The organism is Enterobacter cloacae complex sp. P16RS2, assembly GCF_014982155.1.
Taxonomy (GTDB): domain Bacteria; phylum Pseudomonadota; class Gammaproteobacteria; order Enterobacterales; family Enterobacteriaceae; genus Enterobacter; species Enterobacter cloacae_M.
Window position 1 is genome coordinate 115468 of record NZ_JADCKW010000010.1, and the last position, 20197, is coordinate 135664.

At 55.0% G+C, this 20197-nt stretch carries 21 protein-coding genes and 1 other RNA gene; 12 read left to right on the forward strand and 10 right to left on the reverse strand.

Going from position 1 to position 20197, the window contains the following annotated elements; genetic code table 11:
- Positions 1–466: 466 nt before the first annotated feature.
- The 11 genes from INF68_RS07570 (at position 467) to INF68_RS07620 (ending at position 7766) form a co-directional block, all read left to right on the forward strand.
- On the forward strand, positions 467–1765 hold the full coding sequence (locus tag INF68_RS07570; protein ID WP_023309287.1) for an MFS transporter: 1299 nt from the start codon (positions 467–469) through the stop codon (positions 1763–1765).
- Positions 1766–1880: 115 nt separating this feature from the next.
- Positions 1881–2657: a transcriptional regulator ExuR gene (gene exuR / locus INF68_RS07575; RefSeq protein ID WP_023309288.1), complete on the forward strand. Its 777-nt coding sequence runs from the start codon at positions 1881–1883 to the stop codon at positions 2655–2657.
- Between the two features lie 344 nt (positions 2658–3001).
- The gene (gene yqjA, locus INF68_RS07580) at positions 3002–3664 is read left to right on the forward strand and encodes a DedA family general envelope maintenance protein YqjA (protein ID WP_023309289.1); all 663 of its coding nucleotides are present in this window, start codon (positions 3002–3004) and stop codon (positions 3662–3664) included.
- Between the two features lie 2 nt (positions 3665–3666).
- Complete coding sequence (mzrA, locus tag INF68_RS07585; protein ID WP_023309290.1) at positions 3667–4050, forward strand: EnvZ/OmpR regulon moderator MzrA; 384 nt, start codon at positions 3667–3669, stop codon at positions 4048–4050.
- Positions 4051–4192: 142 nt separating this feature from the next.
- Positions 4193–4561, forward strand: a complete 369-nt coding sequence (locus tag INF68_RS07590; RefSeq protein ID WP_008503142.1) for a DUF1090 domain-containing protein — start codon at positions 4193–4195, stop codon at positions 4559–4561.
- A gap of 31 nt (positions 4562–4592) precedes the next feature.
- Positions 4593–4898, forward strand: a complete 306-nt coding sequence (locus INF68_RS07595; protein WP_008503141.1) for a YqjD family protein — start codon at positions 4593–4595, stop codon at positions 4896–4898.
- 1 nt (position 4899) lies between these two features.
- Positions 4900–5298, forward strand: coding sequence for a phage holin family protein (locus INF68_RS07600; RefSeq protein WP_014885329.1), 399 nt, complete (start codon positions 4900–4902; stop codon positions 5296–5298).
- Positions 5295–5591, forward strand: coding sequence for a YqjK-like family protein (locus tag INF68_RS07605; protein ID WP_014885330.1), 297 nt, complete (start codon positions 5295–5297; stop codon positions 5589–5591). The genes INF68_RS07600 and INF68_RS07605 overlap by 4 nt, the downstream gene beginning before the upstream one ends.
- 252 nt (positions 5592–5843) lie before the next feature.
- Positions 5844–6236, forward strand: coding sequence for a DoxX family protein (locus INF68_RS07610; RefSeq protein ID WP_126785745.1), 393 nt, complete (start codon positions 5844–5846; stop codon positions 6234–6236).
- Positions 6237–6307: 71 nt separating this feature from the next.
- Positions 6308–7294, forward strand: a complete 987-nt coding sequence (locus INF68_RS07615) for a glutathione S-transferase family protein (protein WP_126785744.1) — start codon at positions 6308–6310, stop codon at positions 7292–7294.
- Positions 7295–7400: 106 nt separating this feature from the next.
- Positions 7401–7766, forward strand: coding sequence for a DUF805 domain-containing protein (locus INF68_RS07620; RefSeq protein WP_029739660.1), 366 nt, complete (start codon positions 7401–7403; stop codon positions 7764–7766).
- Positions 7767–7813: 47 nt separating this feature from the next.
- Here INF68_RS07620 and INF68_RS07625 read toward each other — a convergent pair whose 3' ends face one another.
- Positions 7814–8716 carry a LysR family transcriptional regulator gene (locus INF68_RS07625; RefSeq protein ID WP_109845814.1) on the reverse strand — a complete coding sequence of 301 codons (903 nt, stop codon included), beginning with the start codon at positions 8714–8716 and terminating at the stop codon, positions 7814–7816.
- 104 nt (positions 8717–8820) lie between these two features.
- Here INF68_RS07625 and INF68_RS07630 point away from each other — a divergent pair, with 104 nt between their 5' ends.
- A complete protein-coding gene (locus INF68_RS07630) occupies positions 8821–9522 on the forward strand; it encodes a pirin family protein (protein WP_023309295.1) in 702 nt (233 codons plus the stop codon).
- Positions 9523–9612: 90 nt separating this feature from the next.
- Here the strand turns inward: INF68_RS07630 and INF68_RS07635 are convergent, their stop codons facing one another.
- The 9 genes from INF68_RS07635 to garL all read right to left on the reverse strand — a co-directional run bounded on the left by INF68_RS07635 (position 9613) and on the right by garL (position 19871).
- Positions 9613–10023: a Spy/CpxP family protein refolding chaperone gene (locus INF68_RS07635; protein ID WP_033146727.1), complete on the reverse strand. Its 411-nt coding sequence runs from the start codon at positions 10021–10023 to the stop codon at positions 9613–9615.
- A gap of 152 nt (positions 10024–10175) precedes the next feature.
- Positions 10176–12470: a formate C-acetyltransferase gene (gene pflB / locus INF68_RS07640; RefSeq protein ID WP_023309297.1), complete on the reverse strand. Its 2295-nt coding sequence runs from the start codon at positions 12468–12470 to the stop codon at positions 10176–10178.
- 15 nt (positions 12471–12485) lie between these two features.
- A complete protein-coding gene (gene tdcD, locus INF68_RS07645) occupies positions 12486–13694 on the reverse strand; it encodes a propionate kinase (protein WP_126785920.1) in 1209 nt (402 codons plus the stop codon).
- Between the two features lie 30 nt (positions 13695–13724).
- Positions 13725–15056 carry a threonine/serine transporter TdcC gene (tdcC, locus tag INF68_RS07650; protein ID WP_029739656.1) on the reverse strand — a complete coding sequence of 444 codons (1332 nt, stop codon included), beginning with the start codon at positions 15054–15056 and terminating at the stop codon, positions 13725–13727.
- Positions 15057–15065: 9 nt separating this feature from the next.
- The gene (gene tdcB, locus INF68_RS07655) at positions 15066–16055 is read right to left on the reverse strand and encodes a bifunctional threonine ammonia-lyase/L-serine ammonia-lyase TdcB (protein WP_109845832.1); all 990 of its coding nucleotides are present in this window, start codon (positions 16053–16055) and stop codon (positions 15066–15068) included.
- 100 nt (positions 16056–16155) lie between these two features.
- Positions 16156–17076, reverse strand: a complete 921-nt coding sequence (tdcA, locus tag INF68_RS07660) for a transcriptional regulator TdcA (RefSeq protein ID WP_109845815.1) — start codon at positions 17074–17076, stop codon at positions 16156–16158.
- A gap of 676 nt (positions 17077–17752) precedes the next feature.
- Positions 17753–18129, reverse strand: an RNA gene (gene rnpB, locus INF68_RS07665) — RNase P RNA component class A.
- A 59-nt stretch (positions 18130–18188) separates the two neighbouring features.
- Entirely contained in the window at positions 18189–19079 is an 891-nt protein-coding gene (garR, locus tag INF68_RS07670; protein ID WP_109845816.1) for a 2-hydroxy-3-oxopropionate reductase, read from the reverse strand.
- Positions 19080–19100: 21 nt separating this feature from the next.
- Complete coding sequence (gene garL / locus INF68_RS07675) at positions 19101–19871, reverse strand: 2-dehydro-3-deoxyglucarate aldolase (protein WP_126785742.1); 771 nt, start codon at positions 19869–19871, stop codon at positions 19101–19103.
- Between the last annotated feature and the right edge of the window lie 326 nt (positions 19872–20197).

The window sequence follows — 20197 nt, forward strand, 5'->3', positions numbered from 1 at the left end:
CCTCATTACGGGAGCGCAGAAAGCGTATGTTCATATGCTGCAAAGTTATCACACCAATTTCCACCAACCGAAGCTTTTTTCGTGAGTGAGATCAATAAACGCCAACAAATAAATTACCCTCAATGAAGTAAACCCTTCTGCAGACCCCGCCAGTACTGGCTTTGCGCGCGATGATTAATGTCCCCACAAAGAATCATACATTTGTGATGTCACTCACCTTTTAAAGCTGTATGACAAGTTATCTTTTCGCCGTCGCAAACTATAAGCCGACGGAATGCATTACCGGTGTGAGAGACATCGGGTTTAACGGTACGGATACCGACTTATGCACGCTTACTTATGGCAAGGTTCGGGCCGTTCCGGGACATGCTCCTGGTTACGCCCCTCCCGTTACACAACTGCTCCCGGAAACGGTTGAGAGGTTGCCGTGCTCTGGCGCGGAAATAACATAACGATGAGGTTTTAGATGCGTAAAATTAAAGGGTTACGTTGGTATATGATCGCACTGGTGACGTTAGGCACCGTGCTGGGCTACCTGACGCGTAACACGGTGGCAGCAGCAGCGCCAACGTTGATGGAAGAGCTGCATATCTCCACGCAGCAATACTCCTACATCATTGCCGCCTATTCCGCGGCTTATACCATCATGCAGCCTGTTGCGGGCTATGTGCTGGATATTCTCGGAACCAAAATCGGTTATGCCTTCTTCGCCATCGCCTGGGCGGTGTTCTGCGGTGCAACCGCGCTGGCAGGCAGCTGGGGTGGACTGGCGCTGGCGCGCGGTGCGGTCGGTGCGGCAGAAGCCGCGATGATCCCGGCGGGTCTGAAGGCCAGCTCCGAGTGGTTCCCGGCGAAAGAGCGTTCCATTGCGGTCGGCTACTTCAACGTGGGCTCGTCCATTGGGGCGATGATAGCGCCGCCGCTGGTGGTGTGGGCCATCGTGATGCACAGCTGGCAGATGGCGTTCATCATCTCAGGCGTGCTGAGCTTTGCCTGGGCGATGGCGTGGCTGGTTTTCTATAAACACCCGCGCGATCAGAAAAAACTCTCCGAAGAAGAACGTGAATACATCATTGGCGGTCAGGAAGCGCAGCATCAGACCAACAACGGCAAAAAAATGACCGTCTGGCAGATCCTGGGCACCCGTCAGTTCTGGGGTATCGCCCTGCCGCGCTTCCTGGCTGAACCGGCCTGGGGTACCTTTAACGCGTGGATCCCCCTGTTCATGTTTAAAGTTTACGGCTTTAACCTGAAAGAGATCGCGATGTTCGCCTGGATGCCAATGCTGTTCGCTGACCTGGGCTGTATCGTGGGCGGCTACCTGCCACCGCTCTTCCAGCGCTGGTTTGGCGTGAACCTGATCGTTTCCCGTAAGATGGTGGTGACCATGGGCGCGCTGCTGATGATCGGCCCAGGCATGATCGGCCTGTTCACCAGCCCGTACGTCGCCATTGCCCTGCTGTGCATCGGTGGCTTTGCTCACCAGTCCCTGTCCGGCGCGCTGATTACGCTCTCGTCTGACGTCTTTGGTCGTAACGAAGTGGCAACCGCCAACGGCCTGACCGGCATGGCCGCCTGGACCGCGAGCACCATGTTTGCACTGGTGGTCGGCGCGCTGGCGGATACCATCGGCTTCAGCCCGCTGTTCGCGGTGCTGGCGATCTTTGACCTGATGGGTGCAGTGGTTATCTGGACGGTGCTGAAAAGCAAATCGGCAGAGGAGCTGGCGAAAGAGTCCCTTGGCAAACCGGCTACGCAGAGTTAGCGAAAATACGTTTCAACTAAGCCGCCTCCGGGCGGCTTTTTTAATGGCAAAATCTGGAGAGTGGCACGCAAAAGTGGTATAACAAATCATCTGCCGTACCCTGCCTGGAGCGCATATGGAAATCACCGAACCACGTCGTTTATATCAACAACTTGCTGCGGAGCTGAAAGATCGCATCGAGCAAGGGGTCTATCTTGTCGGTGATAAACTTCCCGCCGAGCGCTTTATCGCGGATGAAAAAAGCGTCAGCCGCACCGTGGTGCGTGAAGCGATTATCATGCTGGAAGTGGAAGGCTACGTTGAGGTACGCAAAGGCTCCGGCATTCACGTGATTTCTAATCTGCCTAAACACTCTCCCGTCGCGGACGAAAGTCTGGAATTCGCCAGCTATGGCCCGTTTGAGCTGCTCCAGGCTCGCCAGCTGATTGAAAGCAATATTGCTGAGTTTGCGGCGACGCAGGTGACCAAGCAGGACATCATGAAGCTGATGGAGATCCAGGAGAATGCCCGTAAGGAAAAATGTTTCCGCGATTCAGAGTGGGATCTGCAGTTCCACGTTCAGGTCGCCCTGGCAACCCAGAATACGGCCCTGGCGGCAATCGTTGAAAAAATGTGGACTCAGCGCGTTCACAACCCGTACTGGAAAAAACTGCACGACCATATCGATTCCCGTACCGTCGACAACTGGTGCGACGATCACGACCAAATCCTTAAGGCGCTGATTCGTAAAGATCCGCATGCCGCTAAGCTGGCGATGTGGCAGCACCTGGAAAACACCAAGCAGATGCTGTTCAACGAAACCAGCGATGACTTCGAATTTAACGCTGACCGCTATCTTTTTGCCGATAATCCCGTTGTTCATCTCGATACGGCTTCCAGTGCCGCAAAATAGATGACCTTTCTGCTGGCAGGCGCTACGTCGCGCCTTCCGGCTTACAGGAGTAAGCAAAACATATATAGTGTCAGCCTTTGTAAATCCCCTCGCTCACTTCCTGGGCTTACGCCAAAATCAACTCACCCCTGCAAATTCTGTGACGCAGAACGTTGGGCTTTGTTACAATTGGATTCAATTCCTTATTTTGTAAGTTAGTGCTTGCTAACCAGCCAATTAACAGGGAACAGTGTTGGCCACACCGCAATGTGTCCGCGAGCGACCATAATGAAATCACAACAACGTCGCCGTGCTGTTTGTCCCGGATAACAGGCGTGACGTTAACCGATTTCCAGGAACACTGAATGGAACTTTTGACCCAACTGCTGCATGCCCTCTGGGCGCAGGATTTTGAAACGCTGGCCAACCCTTCCATGATTGGCATGCTCTATTTCGTCTTGTTTATGATCCTGTTCCTAGAGAACGGTTTGCTGCCTGCTGCCTTCCTGCCCGGTGACAGTTTGCTGGTGCTTGTCGGCGTGCTGTGTGCCAAAGGGGCGATGGCGTTTCCACACACCATTTTATTACTGACCGTGGCGGCCAGTCTCGGCTGCTGGGTGAGCTATATCCAGGGACGATGGCTGGGCAATACCCGTATCGTCCAGAACTGGCTCTCTCATCTTCCCGCGCATTATCACCAACGGGCGCACCACCTGTTCCACAAGCACGGGCTTTCCGCGCTGCTGATTGGCCGCTTTATCGCCTTTGTTCGCACCCTGCTGCCGACCATTGCCGGTCTGTCGGGGTTGAGCAGCGCGCGCTTCCAGTTCTTTAACTGGATGAGCGGCCTGCTATGGGTGCTTATTTTGACGACGCTCGGCTATGCGTTGGGTAAAACGCCGGTCTTTATGAAATATGAAGACCAGCTGATGTCCTGCCTGATGCTGCTTCCTGTGGTTCTGCTGGTCTTCGGCCTGATTGGCTCACTGGTTGTCCTATGGAAGAAGAAATACGGAGCCAGAGGCTAACGATGGTTATCTCACCGCTCGCCCTGCGCCGTTTTGCCGTTGCCGTGATTACGCTGATCGTCCTCAGCGCCATGCTGCTGGCATGGAGCGCGCTTTCCCATCAGGAATCGACGCTGGCCATCCGCCCGGTAAACCAGGGCGCCAGCGTGCCTGACGGTTTTTCTGTCTGGCATCATCTGGACGCGAACGGGATCCGCTTTAAGAGCATTACCCCGCAGGACGACGTTTTACTGATCAAGTTTGATTCCCGTGCGCAAAGTGCCGCCGCGAAAGTGGTTCTCGACCGTACGCTGCCGCACGGGTATATCATTGCCCAGCAGGAAGATGACAGCCAGCCTGCAGCCTGGCTGTCATTGATTCGCGATACGTCGCATCGGTTTGGATAACTTCCAGGATTCCGAATCTTTTCACTCACTTTGGTGAATCCCCCGTTTACTTACTATGCTTAAGTACGCGGAGCACCCCTCAATGTACTCCGCATAACTTTGGATAGCGGCAAACGCCGCAACACAATGGAAGGTTTCGATAATGAAATTCCGCATGACTCTGGCTCTGGCCCTTTTTTCTTTAAGCACAGCATCCTTCGCAAACTCTCTCTGTCAGGAGAAAGAACAGGATATTCAGCGTGAGATCGGTTATGCCGAAAAGCATAACAATCAGCACCGTGTTGATGGTCTTAAAAAAGCGCTGAGCGAAGTGAAAGCGAACTGTTCAGACAGCAAGCTTCGTGCCGACCACCAGAAGAAAATCGCTGAACAGAAGGACGAGATAGCCGAGCGCCGTCGCGACCTGCAGGAAGCGAAAGAGAAAGGAGATGCGGAAAAAATTGCCAAGCGCGAGAAGAAGTTGAAAGAAGCGCAGGATGACCTGAAAGCGCTGGAAGCTCGCGATTATTGAGTTAACGGAAATCTCAACAGGAGAGAGAATCATGTCAAAAGATACGACGTCTGAACATCTGCGCGCTGAACTGAAATCCCTGGCCGATACCCTTGAAGAGGTGCTGAACTCCTCTGCTGACAAGTCAAAAGAAGAGGTCAGCAAGCTGCGCAGCAAGGCGGAGCAAGCGCTGAAAGAGAGCCGCTATCGCCTGGGTGAAACCGGTGATGCGCTGGCGAAACAGACCCGCGAAGCGGCTGCCCGCGCGGACGAATATGTGCGTGATAATCCATGGACGGGTGTAGGGATTGGTGCCGCAGTGGGTGTGGTACTGGGTGTCCTTCTGACGCGTCGTTGATATGGAAGATCCTCGTCACGCACAAGGGCCTGCTAACAACGTCCTCGGCATCGGCCAGCGTATTTTAACGACGCTGGTCGGGATTGCCGAAACGCGCGTCCGGCTGGCAGTGGTCGAGCTGGAAGAGGAGAAAGCGAACCTCTTCCAGATGCTGCTGATGCTCGGGCTGACCATGCTCTTTGCCGCGTTTGGTCTGATGAGCCTGATGGTGTTAATCATCTGGGCCATCGATCCGCAGTATCGTCTTAACGCGATGATTGCCACCACCGTCGTTCTGCTGGTCGCCGCGTTGATAGGCGGTATCTGGACGCTGCGTAAAGCGCGCAAATCCACTTTCCTGCGCCATACGCGTCAGGAGCTGGCAAACGATCGCGCTCTGCTGGAGGATGACAAGCCGTGAGCGATAAAGCGGAACGTCAGAAGCGAAAAGCGTACCTGTTAAGCCAGATCCAGCAGCAAAGGCTGGATCTGTCTGCCAGCCGCCGCGACTGGATTGACGCGACGCGACGGTTTGACCGCGGCTGGAACACCTTCCTGAGCCTGCGCTCATGGGCGCTGGTCGGCAGCAGCGTGATGGCGATCTGGACGGTTCGTCATCCGAACATGCTCATCCGCTGGGCACGTCGTGGATTCGGCGCCTGGAGCGCCTGGCGTCTGGTGAAAGCCACGTTGCGGCAGCAGCAGCTGCGGTAATAAAAGCAAAACGGTAACTCAGGTTACCGTTTTTTGTTTTTGCGCCCTCTCCCTGTGGGAGAGGGTTGGGATAAGGGCACCAGCGCGCACGCCCCTTACTCAATATCTTTGAAGAAGATTGACAGTTTTCCTTGCTAACAATTACCACCCGCCCCGTTTATTATCCTCTCCATCGACAGCAACGCCGCGGTATCTACCCGGAATTGCAGACAAATAATGTTCAGCCGCTCATGTGGTTTCCTGGAGAGTAAAATGAAAAAATTAGAAGATGTTGGTGTACTGGTCGCGCGTATTCTGATGCCAATTCTGTTCATCGTGGCAGGTTGGGGAAAAATCACCGGTTATGCGGGTACCCAGCAGTATATGGAAGCCATGGGCGTTCCGGGGTTCCTGCTGCCACTGACCATTCTTCTTGAGTTCGGCGGCGGCCTGGCGGTACTGTTCGGCTTCCTGACCCGTACTACCGCGCTGTTTACCGCAGGCTTCACCGTGCTGACAGCGTTCATCTTCCACAGCAACTTTGCGGAAGGCGTGAACTCTCTGATGTTCATGAAAAACCTGACCATCGCGGGTGGCTTCCTGCTGCTGGCCGTCACTGGCCCGGGCGCATACAGCATTGACCGCATTCTGAATAAGAAGTGGTAAGCACGCTATACTGAATGAACACAAAGCGAGGAGACATCTCCTCGCTTTTGCTATCTGACGGAGGAGAAAAAATGGGACAACTCGTAGACGGCGTATGGCAGGATGTCTGGTATGACACCAAATCCACCGGAGGTCGCTTCAAGCGCTCAGTTTCGGCCTTCCGTAGCTGGCTGACCGCCGACGGCGCGCCAGGCCCGAGCGGCGAAGGCGGCTTCGCGGCTGAGAAAGACCGTTATCATCTTTATGTTTCGCTTGCCTGCCCGTGGGCACACCGCACGCTGATTGTGCGCAAGCTTAAAGGTCTCGAATCCTTAATTCCGGTTTCGGTCGTGAACCCGCTGATGCTGGAAAACGGCTGGACGTTTGACAGTGATTTCCCCGCGGCGACCGGCGACGATCTTTACCACCACGATTTCCTTTACCAGCTCTATCTGCGCGCCGATCCTCACTACACCGGGCGCGTTACCGTGCCGGTCCTGTGGGACAAGAAAAACCAGACGATTGTCAGCAATGAGTCTGCGGAAATCATCCGCATGTTCAATACCGCGTTTGACGCGCACGGCGCCCGTGCCGGAGATTACTATCCGGCTGAGCTGCGTGAGAAAATTGACGAGCTGAACAGCTGGATTTACGACAACGTCAACAACGGTGTCTACAAGGCCGGTTTCGCCACCAGCCAGGAAGCGTATGACGAAGCGGTCGGAAAGGTGTTTGAATCGCTTGAGCGTCTCGAGCAGATCCTGGGCCAGCATCGCTACCTGACGGGCGATCGCCTGACGGAAGCGGACATTCGCCTGTGGACCACGCTGGTTCGCTTCGATCCGGTCTATGTCACCCACTTTAAGTGCGACAAGCACCGCATCAGCGATTACCTGAACCTGCATGGTTTCCTGCGCGACATCTACCAGATGCCGGGTATTGCCGACACGGTCGATTTCCACCATATCCGCACCCACTATTTCCGCAGCCATAAAACCATCAACCCGACGGGCATTATCTCCATTGGGCCGTGGCAGGATCTGGATGAACCTCACGGGCGCGACGTCCGATTTGGATAAATACGAAGGGCATCACCAGATGCCCTTTTTTAATTCACAATCTCCATCTATCCTTACCTCGATCGCTTAGAAAACAAGTGATTGACTGACTAATGAGGCAAGGAAAATGGACTGGTATTTAAAAGTACTGCGTAACTACATTGGATTTGGTGGCCGTGCCCGCCGCAAAGAGTACTGGATGTTCGTTCTGGTGAACTTCATTCTCATTATGGTGCTGGGTATTGTGGATAAAATTCTTGGCTGGGAGCGGGCTGGCGGTGAAGGCGTGCTGACCACCATTTACGGCCTGTTAGTCTTGCTGCCATCGTGGGCGGTGCTGTTCCGTCGACTGCACGACACCGATCGTTCAGCGTGGTGGCTACTGCTGCTGTTGATCCCGATTATTGGCTGGATCGTGATTTTGATCTTCAACTGCCAGAGCGGGACGCCGGGCGAAAACCGCTTTGGTCCGGATCCTAAGATCGGCGCATAAAAAAAGCCCGGTGGCGCTTACGCTTACCGGGTCTACCAATTACGATTTTATTTATTGTATTGCGTGAAAAGCTTCGGAATTTCGCGTAAACACCATGATTTGGCTTCGCCCATGCTGTCACGGCGCCACGCCATAATGATATCCACCTCGTGGCTATATTCTGGGCTGACTACGCGCAGCCGCCCTTCAGCAATATCCTGTTCGACAAACGGGTACGGCATGGTCGCCACGCCCAGACCGGCCAGCAGCGCCTGACGTTTGTCTTCCAGTGAGGTGACCGTCAGACGAGGCTGCTTATCCAGCAGCTGCACCGTCAGCACCGGACGCTCGCGCGCGGTGTCCGCTACCGCCACGCCGCGATACTTCACGCGCGTCACTTCAGAGAGCGGCTCCGGCTCCTGGTGAATCGGGTGATTGGGTGCGGCAACATAGACGTTCATCACGCTGTAGAGCTTGCGCGAGTTGATTTCCGATGAGGAACGGAAGTGCATGTCCGGCGCAATCACAATATCCGCCCTGCCCGTCTCCAGACGTTCCCACGCGCCTGCCAGCACCTCGGTGATGATTGACAGCTGCGTATTGGCCTTCGCCGCCAGGCGGTCCACCAACGGAAACAGCGCTTCAGTCGGCACCAGCGCTTCGGTAACTAACGTCAGATGGGTTTCCCAGCCGCGCGCCAGCGCTTCGGCGTCTGTCGTGAGCTTGTCCGCCGCTTCCAGCAGCACGCGGCCGCGCTCCAGCAGCATTCGTCCCACGTTGGTGAATTTTGTTCGATGACCGGAGCGGTCAAACAGCACCACGTCCAGCTCTTCCTCCAGCTTCTGCATGGTGTAGCTTAGCGCAGACGGAACGCGCCCCAGCTCATCTGCCGCCGCCGCAAAACTGCCGCGCCGGTCAATCGCGTCCATAACGCGAAGCGCCTCAAGCGTCAATGCTCTCTCTTTAGCCATCTCGTTCTCATTCAGGAAATTTGAACATACCGGGCAGAATATCTGGCTAACAATGCAGCGTCCATACCTTTACCATTGTTTTAGTGTAAAGAGAGGTCAAGTTTATGATTACGACAAGAACAGCTAAACAGTGCGGACAAGCCGATTTCGGTTGGCTGCAGGCCCGCTACACCTTTTCCTTTGGACACTACTTTGACCCTAAACTCCTCGGTTACGCTTCACTGCGCGTGTTGAATCAGGAAGTGCTCGCCCCGGGCGCCTCCTTCCAGCCGCGTACGTACCCGAAAGTCGATATCCTGAACCTGATCCTGGAAGGCGAGGCAGAATACCGCGATAGCGAGGGCAATCATGTCCAGGCAAAGGCTGGCGAAGCGTTGTTAATTTCCACGCAGCCGGGCATCAGCTACAGCGAGCATAACCTCAGCAAAGATAAAACGCTGACCCGTATGCAGCTGTGGCTGGACGCCTGCCCCGAGCGTGAAAATCCGCTGGTGCAGAAGTTAGATTTAACGGGCGATAAGCAGCAGCTGATTGCATCGCCGGACGGCAGTAAAGGTAGCCTGCAGCTGCGCCAGCAGGTGTGGCTGCACCATATCGAACTGAAGAAAGGTGAACAGGCGAGCTTCCAGCTTCATGGTCCGCGCGCCTATTTACAGTCTATTCACGGTACGGTACATGCGGTGACGCACACGGAAGAGAAAGAAGCGCTCACCTGCGGCGACGGGGCGTTTATTCGTGATGAAGCGAACATCACCCTGGTGGCGGATACGCCGCTGCGCGCGCTGCTGATTGATTTGCCGGTTTAAAAAATACTCACACCCTAACCCTCTCCCAGTGGGAGAGGGAACCGATCGATCCACGGCAGAATCATCCGGCGCTGTTCACGACGTACGAAATCACTCTGCCAGCGCGTTAGCCATATCGGTTCTAATCTGCTTACGCTGTTCCGGCGTCAACACCTGGCTGACGTCGAAGTAATATTTCACGCGGTAATAGCGGGTCTGCTCTTCAATTTTGCTAAAGGCAGCAAGCTGGCTTTTCACCGTGCTTTCGTCCCATTTACCCGCCTGGAACATGTCGATCAGCGCGCCGTCCTTCACGCCCGTCATCGGGATCTTACTGACATTTTGTTCCAGCTGCTTATGCAGATCTTCAATCTTCTTAACCTGCTCATTGCTGAGCTTCAGGTGCTGTACCAGCGGATCCTGCGAGGGAGACGGGGCAGCCTCAACGTTCGCGGCCTGTGCCGTAAAACTGCACGCTGCCAGCGAGGCGGCGACCAGCGCAATACGGGTCATTTTCATCATCTTACTGTCCTTACATGCTGTGATAGGGAAAAGCAGGCGTATTGTTTTTCAAGAGCGGATGAATATGTGTGAATAATTATATAAACAATTTTGTATGTTTAGCGGGCAAAAAAATGCCCCCAGGGTTGAGGGGGCATGAGACCTGGATGTCATCAGATAGATTGCGTAAACGTCCTCGAAATCACATCCTGCTGCTGCTCGCGCGTCAGGGCGTTAAAACGCACCGCATAGCCTGAAACGCGGATCGTCAGGTTCGGGTAATTCTCGGGATGCGCGATGGCATCGAGGAGCATTTCCCGATTCATGACGTTGACGTTCAGATGCTGCCCGCCCTCAATGGACGCTTCGTGATGGAAGTACCCGTCCAGCAGCCCCACCAGGTTGGTTTTGCGCACCAGCTCGTCCTTGCCCAGCGCCTGCGGCACGATGGAGAAGGTGTAGGAGATCCCGTCTTTCGCATAGGTGAACGGCAGCTTGGCCACCGACGTTAGCGAGGCCACGGCCCCTTTTCTGTCGCGGCCGTGCATCGGATTCGCGCCTGGCGCAAACGGCGTGCCGCCGCGGCGTCCGTCCGGCGTGTTCCCGGTCTTCTGGCCGTATACCACGTTGGAGGTGATGGTCAGGATCGACTGGGTTGGCACCGCGTTGCGGTAGGTTGGCAGCGCCTGAATTTTCTTCATAAAGCGCTCCACCAGGTCGCAGGCGATGCTGTCCACGCGGTCGTCGTTGTTGCCGTACTGCGGATAGTCCCCTTCAATCACAAAATCGACCGCCAGACCGGTGTGGTCGCGCACTGGCTTCACCGTGGCGTATTTAATGGCCGACAGGGAATCCGCCGCCACGGACAGCCCGGCAATGCCGCAGGCCATGGTGCGATAGACGTCGCGGTCATGCAGCGCCATCAGCGAGGCTTCGTAACTGTACTTATCATGCATGTAGTGAATGAGGTTCAGGGCGCTGATGTACTGCACCGCCAGCCAGTCCATAAAGTGATCGAGGCTCGCCATCACGGTGTCGTAATCCAGCACGTCGTCCAGCAGCGGCTCGGTTTTCGGGCCGACCTGGATCTTCAGCTTCTCGTCCACCCCGCCGTTGATCGCGTACAGCAGCGTTTTGGCGAGGTTGGCGCGCGCGCCAAAGAACTGCATCTGCTTGCCGATCACCATCGGGCTGACGCAGCAGGCAATGGCGTAGTCGTCGCTGTTGAAGTCCGCACGCATCAGATCGTCGTTCTCATACTGCAGCGAAGAGGTGACGATCGACACCTGCGCGGCGTATTTTTTGAACGCAATCGGCAGTTGTTCAGACCAGAGGATCGTCAGGTTCGGCTCCGGCGCAGGCCCCATGGTGTGCAGCGTGTGCAGATAGCGGAAGCTGTTTTTGGTCACCAGCGTGCGCCCGTCCAGCCCCATGCCGCCGATCACTTCCGTCGCCCAGATTGGATCGCCGGAGAAGAGCGTGTCGAACTCCGGCGTGCGCAGGAAGCGCACCATGCGGATCTTCATGATGAAGTGGTCGATCAGCTCCTGCGCCTGGACTTCATTCAGGCGCCCCGCCTGCATGTCGCGTTCAATGTAGATATCGAGGAACGAGGCCGTGCGCCCCAGCGACATCGCCCCACCGTTCTGGGATTTCACCGCTGCAAGGTAGGCAAAATAGACCCACTGCACCGCTTCCTGGGCGTTCATCGCCGGACGTGAAATATCAAAGCCGTAGTTCGCCGCCATCTGCTGGATCTGCAGCAGCGCGCGCCTGTGCTCCGCCAGCTCTTCACGCAGGCGGATCGTCGCCTCCAGATCTTCACCGCGCTCCAGCCTGCCCTGCAGATCGGCAAACTGAAGTTCGCGCTCGCGCACCAGATAAGCGATCCCGTACAGCGCCACGCGGCGATAGTCGCCGATGATGCGTCCGCGCCCGTAGCCGTCCGGCAGACCGGTCAGCACGCCGGATTTACGGCAGCGCATCATCTCCGGCGAATAGACGTCAAACACGCCCTGGTTGTGTGTTTTGCGCAGGTCGGTAAACAGGTATTCGAACTGCGGATCCATCTCCCGGCCATAGGCTTCGAACGAGCTGCGGATCATGTTGATCCCGCCATACGGATGCAGCGCGCGCTTGAGCGGCTTATCGGTTTGCAGGCCGACGATCGTCTCCAGATCCTGGTCGATATAGCCCGGCCCGTGGGCCGTAATGGTGGTGGCAATGTTGGTGTCAAAATCCACCGGGGCGTGGGTGGCATTCTCCTGGCGAATGCCGACCATTACCTTCTGCCACAGCGCCGTCGTTGCTGGCGTCGCCTGCGCGAGGAAAGCTTCATCGCCTTCATAAGGGGTGTAGTTATGCTGAATAAAATCGCGGACGTTGACGGCGTTTTTCCATTCTTCACCGCGAAACCCGGCCCATGCGTCGCTGTAGGGCGCGACGCCCGTATCGATTGTTACTTTCATGTGTTTCTCGCTTTATCAGGCGTAAGCCGCGGCCGGGGTAACCTTTCCAAGACGGAGGGCGTCCAGCGCGATCATTTTTTCTTCGTTGGTAGGGATAACCGCGCAGGCCACGCGGGACGATTCGGTGGAGATCACGCGCTCACCCGCGCTGCCCGGCAGGGCATTTTTGTCGTCGTCGAGGATGATGCCGAAGACTTTCAGATGTTCCGCCACCAGCGCGCGGACAAGCTTCGAGTTTTCGCCAATACCGCCGGTAAAGACCACCCCATCCAGGCGGTGCAGCGACGCCGCGTGCCCGGCGATATGCCGCGAAATGCGGTGCACGAAGGTATGGATAGCCAGCTGCGCCCGCTCGTTGCCTTCGTGCCAGGCTTTCTCCAGCGTACGTAAATCGGAGGAGATGCCGGAGATCCCCAGCAGCCCGGACTCTTTATTGACCACGCGCTCCAGATCCTCGAACGACTGGCCGGTCTGCTGGGCAATCCACGCCATCGCGCCGAAGTCCACGTCGCCGCAGCGCGTCCCCATTACCAGCCCTTCCAGCGGCGTCATCCCCATCGAGGTGTCGACGCTTTCGCCGTTGCGCACCGCACAGATGGAGGCTCCGTTGCCGAGATGGGCAATCACCAGGCCGCTGTCATCGGGGGACAGCCCGAGAAGCGTATGCGCCTGCGCGGCTACGTAGCGGTGAGAGGTGCCGTGGAAGCCGTAGCGGCGCACGCCCAGCTCTTCAAAATAGCGGTACGGCAATCCGTACAGATACGCCTGCGGCGGCAGCGTCTGGTGGAAGCTGGTATCAAATACCGCCACCTGCTGCACGCCCGGGAACAGACGCTCTGCGGCTTCCACGCCGCTCAGGTTGGCGTAGTTATGCAGTGGCGCCAGCGGGGAAACCTGTCGGATCTGCGCGATCGCCTCTTCCGTGATCAGGGTCGACTCGCTGAAGAGATTTCCCCCGTGCGCAATGCGGTGGCCAATTAAGGCCACGCTGCTCATCAGGTTACGCTTCTCCAGCTCCAGGGCGATGGCAGCCAGCGCCCCTTCGTAGTCCTGGTGAGCCAGTCTGGCTGGCTCACCCCCGTTCACGGAAATAAAGGCCTTCTCGGTGTTGATCCCATCTGCAATGCCCGTCATCAGGGCATCGCAGCTGCTGGCGTCGAGCACCGAAAACTTAACAGAGGACGATCCGCAGTTAATTACCAGTACAACCGGAAACTCAATCATCATGTGACTCCGCTCTTCCTGAGCAATGGCTTAGAACAGTTTGTAAACGATATTCAGAATGGTCAGCAGGCCGACCGCGGTAACGAAGATGTTCTCGGTACGCCCTTTGTATTTCGCCAGCGCCGGTGCTTTGCGGATGGCATACATCGGCAGCAGGCACAGCAGAGAGGCGATGATTGGTGCGCCCATGGCTTCAATAAGGTCCAGAATGTTCGGGTTGGCGTAGGCCACAACCCAGGTGGAGCCCATGATGAACACCATGCTGATGGTGTTCAGCTTGCCAACGGAGACTTTCTTCTTATCGCCCTTGTAGCCGAACTTGAGGATCAGGCCGTTCAGCCCTTCCAGCGTGCCCAGGTAATGACCGAAGAAGGATTTGAAGATAGCGACCAGCGCGATGATGGAGGCTCCGTATTCCAGTACCGTCGCAAACGTCGATTTGGTGCCAGACATTGACGCAAAGTGGTTCGCCAGGTAAGAGAGCACCGGAATGTTCTGCGCCTTAGCGTCCGCCATGTTCTGCGGAGAGAGCGTAAACAGGCAGCTAAAGGCGAAGAACATCACCACGGCCACCATCAGCAGGCTGGCGCGACCGATGATTTTGGAACATTTCTGCTCGGTGAACGCTTTCCCGAACTCCGGCTCGTACTCTTCGCGCTTGGAAACCACAAACGAGGAGACGATAGGCGAGAAGTTGAAGGAGAAGACCATGATGGAGATACCCAGCCACACCGTGACCAGAATGCCGTCATGACCGGTGAAGGCGATATCGCTCAGGTTGACCTGGTCAATCACCGCCGAGTTCCAGTAAGGGATCAGCGACAGGGAAATCAGCACCAGGCTGGCGATAAACGGGAACACCAGGAAGCTCATGACCTTCACCATCAGGTCTTTACCAAACCAGATAACAAAGGCCATCAGCAGCAGCAGGAACAGCGCCACCACGCCGCGGTTCAGCGCAGGTAGCTGGAGCTGATTTTCCCAGAAGGTCATAAAGGTGTTGGTAATGGTGACGCCGTAAATCCACAGCAGCGGGCAAATAGCGAAGAAGTAGAGGAAGGTGATCACCACCCCGCCGGTTTTTCCAAAGTGCTCTTCCACCGTTTCGGTGATGTTGCCCGAGACGTTGCTGCCGGAGAGGCACAAACGCGCCAGCGCGCGGTGGCAGTAAAACGCAATCGGGAACGCGAGAACCAGCATCAGCAGGATAGGGATCAATCCACCAAAGCCAGCGCGAATGGGGAAGAACAGCACGCCTGCGCCAATGGCGGTACCAAACAGGCCAAGCGTCCAGGTGGTATCAGACTTACGCCAGGAGGACGTTTTTGTCTGGCCAACGATAATGCTTTCTGTGTTGCTCATAGGTCACCTTTATGCGTCAACGAAGCCGGTAATTTGGGAAACACGGGAGAGATCGATATTGCCACCGGAAATAATGCAGACGGTTTTACGACCCTGAATATAGCGATCGAGCTTGCCGCTTAATAACGCGGCACAGGCCAGCGCGCCGGCACCTTCCGTCACCACTTTATTACGCTGAATAAGCGCGATCATGCTGTCGCGAATGTTGTCTTCGCTGACCAGCACAATGTCATCAACCAGCTCGCGAACAATTTCGAACGGTAAATTACCGGGACGAGAAACATCACAGCCATCGGCCAGCGTGCCGGTAACGCGATGGCTCATTATTTCTCCGGCCTGATACGATGCCGCCATGCCGTGAACATTTTCTGACTGCACGCCGATAATATTAATGGTGGGGTTGATGGATTTAATTGCCGTCGCAATCCCGGCAATCAAACCGCCGCCGCCGATAGGCACAATAACGTTATCCACGTCGTATAAATCTTCGAGAATTTCCAGACCGATGGTGCCCTGCCCGGCGATCACTTTGGCATCATCGTATGGCGGAATAAAAATACGCCCTTCCATCTCGACGATTTCGCTGACTTTGGCAATGGTGTCGTTGAAGTTCTCGCCGTGCAGCACAACTTCCGCCGAGTAGTCGCGCGTCGCGGCCACTTTAGACTTCGGCGCGCCCATCGGCATCACCACTTTGCCGTCGATGCCGAGCATCGCGCAGGAGAGGGACACACCCTGCGCGTGGTTCCCCGCGGAGCAGGCGACAACGCCTTTGCGTTTTTCAGCGTCGGTCAGCGAGCTTAATTTGTTAAACGCGCCGCGGATCTTAAACGAGCCGGTACGCTGCATGTTCTCAAACTTCAGGAATATTTCGCCCTTGCAGCGTTCGCTAAGATAATTCGAGCGCGGCATACCGGTTTTATATATTTTTCCTGCCAGTCGTTTTCTGGCGTCCTGAATATCTTCAATCGTTACCGGGAGATCGTAGGTAATATGCATAATATCCTCGTTATAATAATTCATTCTTTTCAGGCAAAGTCAGGGTATCAGAGCGTTACAGAGATAAGCTCTGGGTGTTTTTAAAATGATTACTCATTATTCATCGTCGTCTTTCGATATTCATCGACGAATACTGTTTTGCCAGCTCAACTAATACTGACGCCGATTTTTTAATCCTGTAATTTTTTGACCACACGGCGGCATAACGCGCCACGGGTAATTCATCTTCCACGGGCAGCACGATAAACTGGTCGGAACCGAACGGGGCAATCATGTCGCGGGGAATGACCGTCAGATAATCGGCATTCAGCACGAGGTTATAAATGGTGACGACGGAATCGGTCTGGACGATGTTTTCGATGCTGATGTGGTTGTTTTGCAGAGTAGTCAGAAGTTCTTTGTAGTAGCCCATATCTGTTTGCGGCATCACCCACTGCTCGTGCGTGAGCGATGCCAGTGTCGTCGGGCCGGTGCACGTTCGCGTTTTGCTGGCGACCAGCACAAACTCGGACTCAAACAGCGGTTCGACGTGCAGATCCTGCAGCAGCATTTCATCGCTTAGCGTGCCGATAGCGAAATCCAGACGACCGTCGCGAATGGCCGGAAGGAAAGAGGAGAGCTGGGCTTCATACATCGAGACGCGTGCTTTCGGGAACACTTCCTTGAATTTTTTGATCATCTCGGACAGGAAGGTAAAGCCGATCAGCGACGGGTAGCCAAAGGAGACGTCCATGACGGTGCTGAAACTCAGGCTGTTAATCTCACTCACCATGTTTTTCATTTCGCGGGTGATCGACTCTGAGTACGAGAGCAGGACCTGGCCCGCGGCAGTGAGTTTTACGCCGGTGTTTTTACGCACCATCACTTCCACGCCGAAGTAGGACTCAATATCGCTGATGATTTTGCTGACGGCGGGTTGCGTCAGGCCAAGCTGTCTTGCTGCAGAACCTATGGAGCCACTTTTAATGACTTCCTGAAATACCACGAGGTGCTGTGTTTTCGGTAGAATAATAGTGTTCATAATATTCTGCGCTTATTTCCCTATGACGGAGCGGATTCTACCTAATAGTGTTTAAGGGGGTATGTGCTGTCACTCACAATTTGCTTTTCCGCACGCTTCACAGGAACAACAACAACCAAAAAACACATTTGTTATCAATAACATAAATAAATACAACCACACCATTACGCTGATATCGATCAATAAAAGCAGTAGTAATAAATTTATTTTATGGCGATAACCTTGATAAATTTCTCAGCGTTAAAAAAATCAATAAAGACGATCTTTCAGGCAATTAAAGACCAATAAATAACCGCTATTTGTTTGAAACATTCTTTCAATTTATTAAATTTTTCCGATGCAAATTTTCAGGTTTGCGGAAAAGAGTGGAATACGTCACATATTCACGGGAGAAATGTATTTGATTTCAATATATGCATATCAAACGAGAAAAGATTCGCGATCATAAATGCAACAAAGACAACAAATTATCAACACTAAAAATCGTGTGTTTTTCAGCGCGAAATTTTGTGATGGCGATCGTCTACAGGTACTGGATCGATACGAAAGGTATAAAAGCAGTGAAATGTGCTTAATGTCGCAAATATGAGAATTGATGTCGTTTGTCCGGCGCTGCGCTTACCCGTCCAGCAACACCCGGAAAGCAAAAACCCCGCCGAGGCGGGGTTTTTTAAGAAGTTGAAGCTGACCGATAAGCCGGGTTCTGTCGTGGACAGTCATTCATCTAGGCCAGCAATCGCTCACTGGCTCAAGCAGCCTACCCGGGTTCAGTACGGGCCGTACCTTGTGAACCCCTATTTGGCCTTGCTCCGGGTGGAGTTTACCGTGCCACGGACTGTTACCAGCCGCGCGGTGCGCTCTTACCGCACCCTTTCACCCTTACCTGATCCCGCTTGCGCGGGCCATCGGCGGTTTGCTCTCTGTTGCACTGGTCGTGGGTTTCCCCCCCAGGCGTTACCTGGCACCCTGCCCTATGGAGCCCGGACTTTCCTCCCCTCCGCCCGTCTCCCCCGAAAGGGACGACGACGAAGCGGCGACTGTCTGGTCAGCTTCGGCGCGCAGTATAGAGGGTTTGCGCGCCGCTGTCACCCTAAGGTGTAGGCAAGGCGTGATTAACGCGCCACTTCCACCTTCGCCAGTTTTTCGTAGTAGCACGCAATCGCGCTGTGATCGGCCGTGCCCAGGCCATCGGCACGCAGCGCCTGCATCATCTCCATGACCGCCGCGGTCAGCGGCAGCTGTGCGCCCACGCCGTGTGACGTATCCAGCGCGTTCGCCAGATCTTTGATATGCAGGTCGATGCGGAAACCGGGTTTGAAATTACGATCCATGACCATCGGCGCTTTGGCATCCAGCACGGTACTGCCCGCCAGACCACCGCGAATGGCCTGATAGACCAGATCCGGGTTGACGCCCGCTTTGGTTGCCAGCGTCAGCGCTTCGGACATGGCGGCAATGTTCAGCGCCACAATCACCTGGTTTGCCAGCTTGGTCACGTTACCCGCCCCGATGTCCCCGGTATGCACCACGGAGCCCGCCATCGCTTTCATCAGGTCATAGTATTTATCAAACACGGCTTTATCGCCGCCGACCATCACCGACAGCGTGCCGTCGATCGCTTTCGGCTCACCGCCGCTGACCGGTGCATCCAGCATATCGACGCCCTTCGCTTTTAACGCCTCGCTGATTTCACGGCTTGCGAGGGGTGCAATAGAGCTCATATCAATCAACACCAGGCCCGGCTTCGCACCGTCGATAATGCCGTTCTCACCCAGCGCAACTTCTTTAACATGCGGTGAGTTTGGCAGCATGGTGATAATAACATCGCACTGCTCGGCAATGGCCTTCGCGGTGGTAGCCGTTTCAGCGCCAGCCGCTATCACCTCTGCCACGGCCTGCGGATTGTGATCGGATACCACCAGTGAGTAACCCGCTTTGATGAGGTTCTTACTCATTGGTTTACCCATGATGCCCAGGCCAATAAAACCCACTTTCAGCGTCATAATCTGTTTCCTCAATGATGGTTATTTTTTAAAAGCGTCGGCTAATTTCTGCGTGGCCGAGCGGAATACGCCGAGGTCGCTGCCGACGGCTACAAACGTGGCTCCCCACTCCAGATAGCGACGGGCATCAGCCTCAACCGGCGCCAGAATGCCGCACGGTTTGCCGTGAGCTTTAGCGCGGGCAAAGATGTGCTGGATCGCGCGCTGCACGTCAGGGTGGCTGGCGTTACCCAGATGGCCAAAGGCGGCAGCCAGATCGCTTGGGCCGACGAAGATCCCGTCCACGCCGTTTGTGGCGGCAATCGCGTCAACGTTATCAACGCCCTGCTGGCTCTCGATCTGAACCAGAATGGTGATGTTGCTGTTGGACTGCGCGAAGTAGTCCGGCACCATGCCAAACATATTGGCGCGATGCGAAACGGAAACGCCGCGGATCCCTTCTGGCGGATAGCGCGTTGAGGCTACGGCCAGGGCCGCTTGTTCTTCCGTCTCCACAAACGGGATCAGGAAGTTGTAGAAACCGATATCCAGCAGGCGCTTGATAATCACCGGCTCGTTGGTGGGCACGCGCACTACCGGGGCGCTGGGGCTGCCTTTCAGCGCCATCAGCTGTGGAATAAAGGTGCTGATATCGTTCGGAGCATGTTCGCCGTCCAGCACCAGCCAGTCAAAACCGGCCAGGCCCAGCACTTCGGTGCTGATAGGGTTTGCCAGCGCGGACCAGCAGCCAATCTGAATCTGGTGTGCCGCGAGGGCCGCTTTAAATTTATTCGGGAAGATATCATTACTCATCGTATTTACCTTTTTAATTCCGCAGCCTATATCAGCATCACTTTATTTATTCAGACACCGCACCAGCATTATATTTATTATTCTGACGTATTTTGGCGTTATAAAATCGTCATTCAGTATAAGACGCAATCCACAACCGCACATTGTTTTAATGCTCAAGTATTGCGTTACACTTCGATAAATTTTTTTTGCATATGCACAAGGCGCTGGGCGCTAATGCACAGAATCAGGCATTACTGTTTCTGGAGCGATCGCGATCACATTTTCATATCCCCTATGCTGACATGCTTTATTTCTGAAAGCCGCGTATTTATTTCTACCATTAG

What these genes read in the sequence shown, in the direction of transcription:
- garR (WP_109845816.1), bottom strand. Translation starts at nt 19,079, where the DNA reads ATGACGCTGAAAGTGGGTTTTATTGGCCTGGGCATCATGGGTAAACCA.
- INF68_RS07635 (WP_033146727.1), bottom strand. Translation starts at nt 10,023, where the DNA reads ATGATGAAAATGACCCGTATTGCGCTGGTCGCCGCCTCGCTGGCAGCG.
- mzrA (WP_023309290.1), top strand. Translation starts at nt 3,667, where the DNA reads ATGGTTATCTCACCGCTCGCCCTGCGCCGTTTTGCCGTTGCCGTGATT.
- tdcD (WP_126785920.1), bottom strand. Translation starts at nt 13,694, where the DNA reads ATGATTGAGTTTCCGGTTGTACTGGTAATTAACTGCGGATCGTCCTCT.
- INF68_RS07615 (WP_126785744.1), top strand. Translation starts at nt 6,308, where the DNA reads ATGGGACAACTCGTAGACGGCGTATGGCAGGATGTCTGGTATGACACC.
- INF68_RS07630 (WP_023309295.1), top strand. Translation starts at nt 8,821, where the DNA reads ATGATTACGACAAGAACAGCTAAACAGTGCGGACAAGCCGATTTCGGT.
- INF68_RS07595 (WP_008503141.1), top strand. Translation starts at nt 4,593, where the DNA reads ATGTCAAAAGATACGACGTCTGAACATCTGCGCGCTGAACTGAAATCC.
- INF68_RS07610 (WP_126785745.1), top strand. Translation starts at nt 5,844, where the DNA reads ATGAAAAAATTAGAAGATGTTGGTGTACTGGTCGCGCGTATTCTGATG.
- tdcC (WP_029739656.1), bottom strand. Translation starts at nt 15,056, where the DNA reads ATGAGCAACACAGAAAGCATTATCGTTGGCCAGACAAAAACGTCCTCC.
- tdcB (WP_109845832.1), bottom strand. Translation starts at nt 16,055, where the DNA reads ATGCATATTACCTACGATCTCCCGGTAACGATTGAAGATATTCAGGAC.
- INF68_RS07590 (WP_008503142.1), top strand. Translation starts at nt 4,193, where the DNA reads ATGAAATTCCGCATGACTCTGGCTCTGGCCCTTTTTTCTTTAAGCACA.
- tdcA (WP_109845815.1), bottom strand. Translation starts at nt 17,076, where the DNA reads ATGAACACTATTATTCTACCGAAAACACAGCACCTCGTGGTATTTCAG.
- INF68_RS07600 (WP_014885329.1), top strand. Translation starts at nt 4,900, where the DNA reads ATGGAAGATCCTCGTCACGCACAAGGGCCTGCTAACAACGTCCTCGGC.
- pflB (WP_023309297.1), bottom strand. Translation starts at nt 12,470, where the DNA reads ATGAAAGTAACAATCGATACGGGCGTCGCGCCCTACAGCGACGCATGG.
- INF68_RS07620 (WP_029739660.1), top strand. Translation starts at nt 7,401, where the DNA reads ATGGACTGGTATTTAAAAGTACTGCGTAACTACATTGGATTTGGTGGC.
- INF68_RS07625 (WP_109845814.1), bottom strand. Translation starts at nt 8,716, where the DNA reads ATGGCTAAAGAGAGAGCATTGACGCTTGAGGCGCTTCGCGTTATGGAC.
- garL (WP_126785742.1), bottom strand. Translation starts at nt 19,871, where the DNA reads ATGAGTAATGATATCTTCCCGAATAAATTTAAAGCGGCCCTCGCGGCA.
- yqjA (WP_023309289.1), top strand. Translation starts at nt 3,002, where the DNA reads ATGGAACTTTTGACCCAACTGCTGCATGCCCTCTGGGCGCAGGATTTT.
- exuR (WP_023309288.1), top strand. Translation starts at nt 1,881, where the DNA reads ATGGAAATCACCGAACCACGTCGTTTATATCAACAACTTGCTGCGGAG.
- INF68_RS07570 (WP_023309287.1), top strand. Translation starts at nt 467, where the DNA reads ATGCGTAAAATTAAAGGGTTACGTTGGTATATGATCGCACTGGTGACG.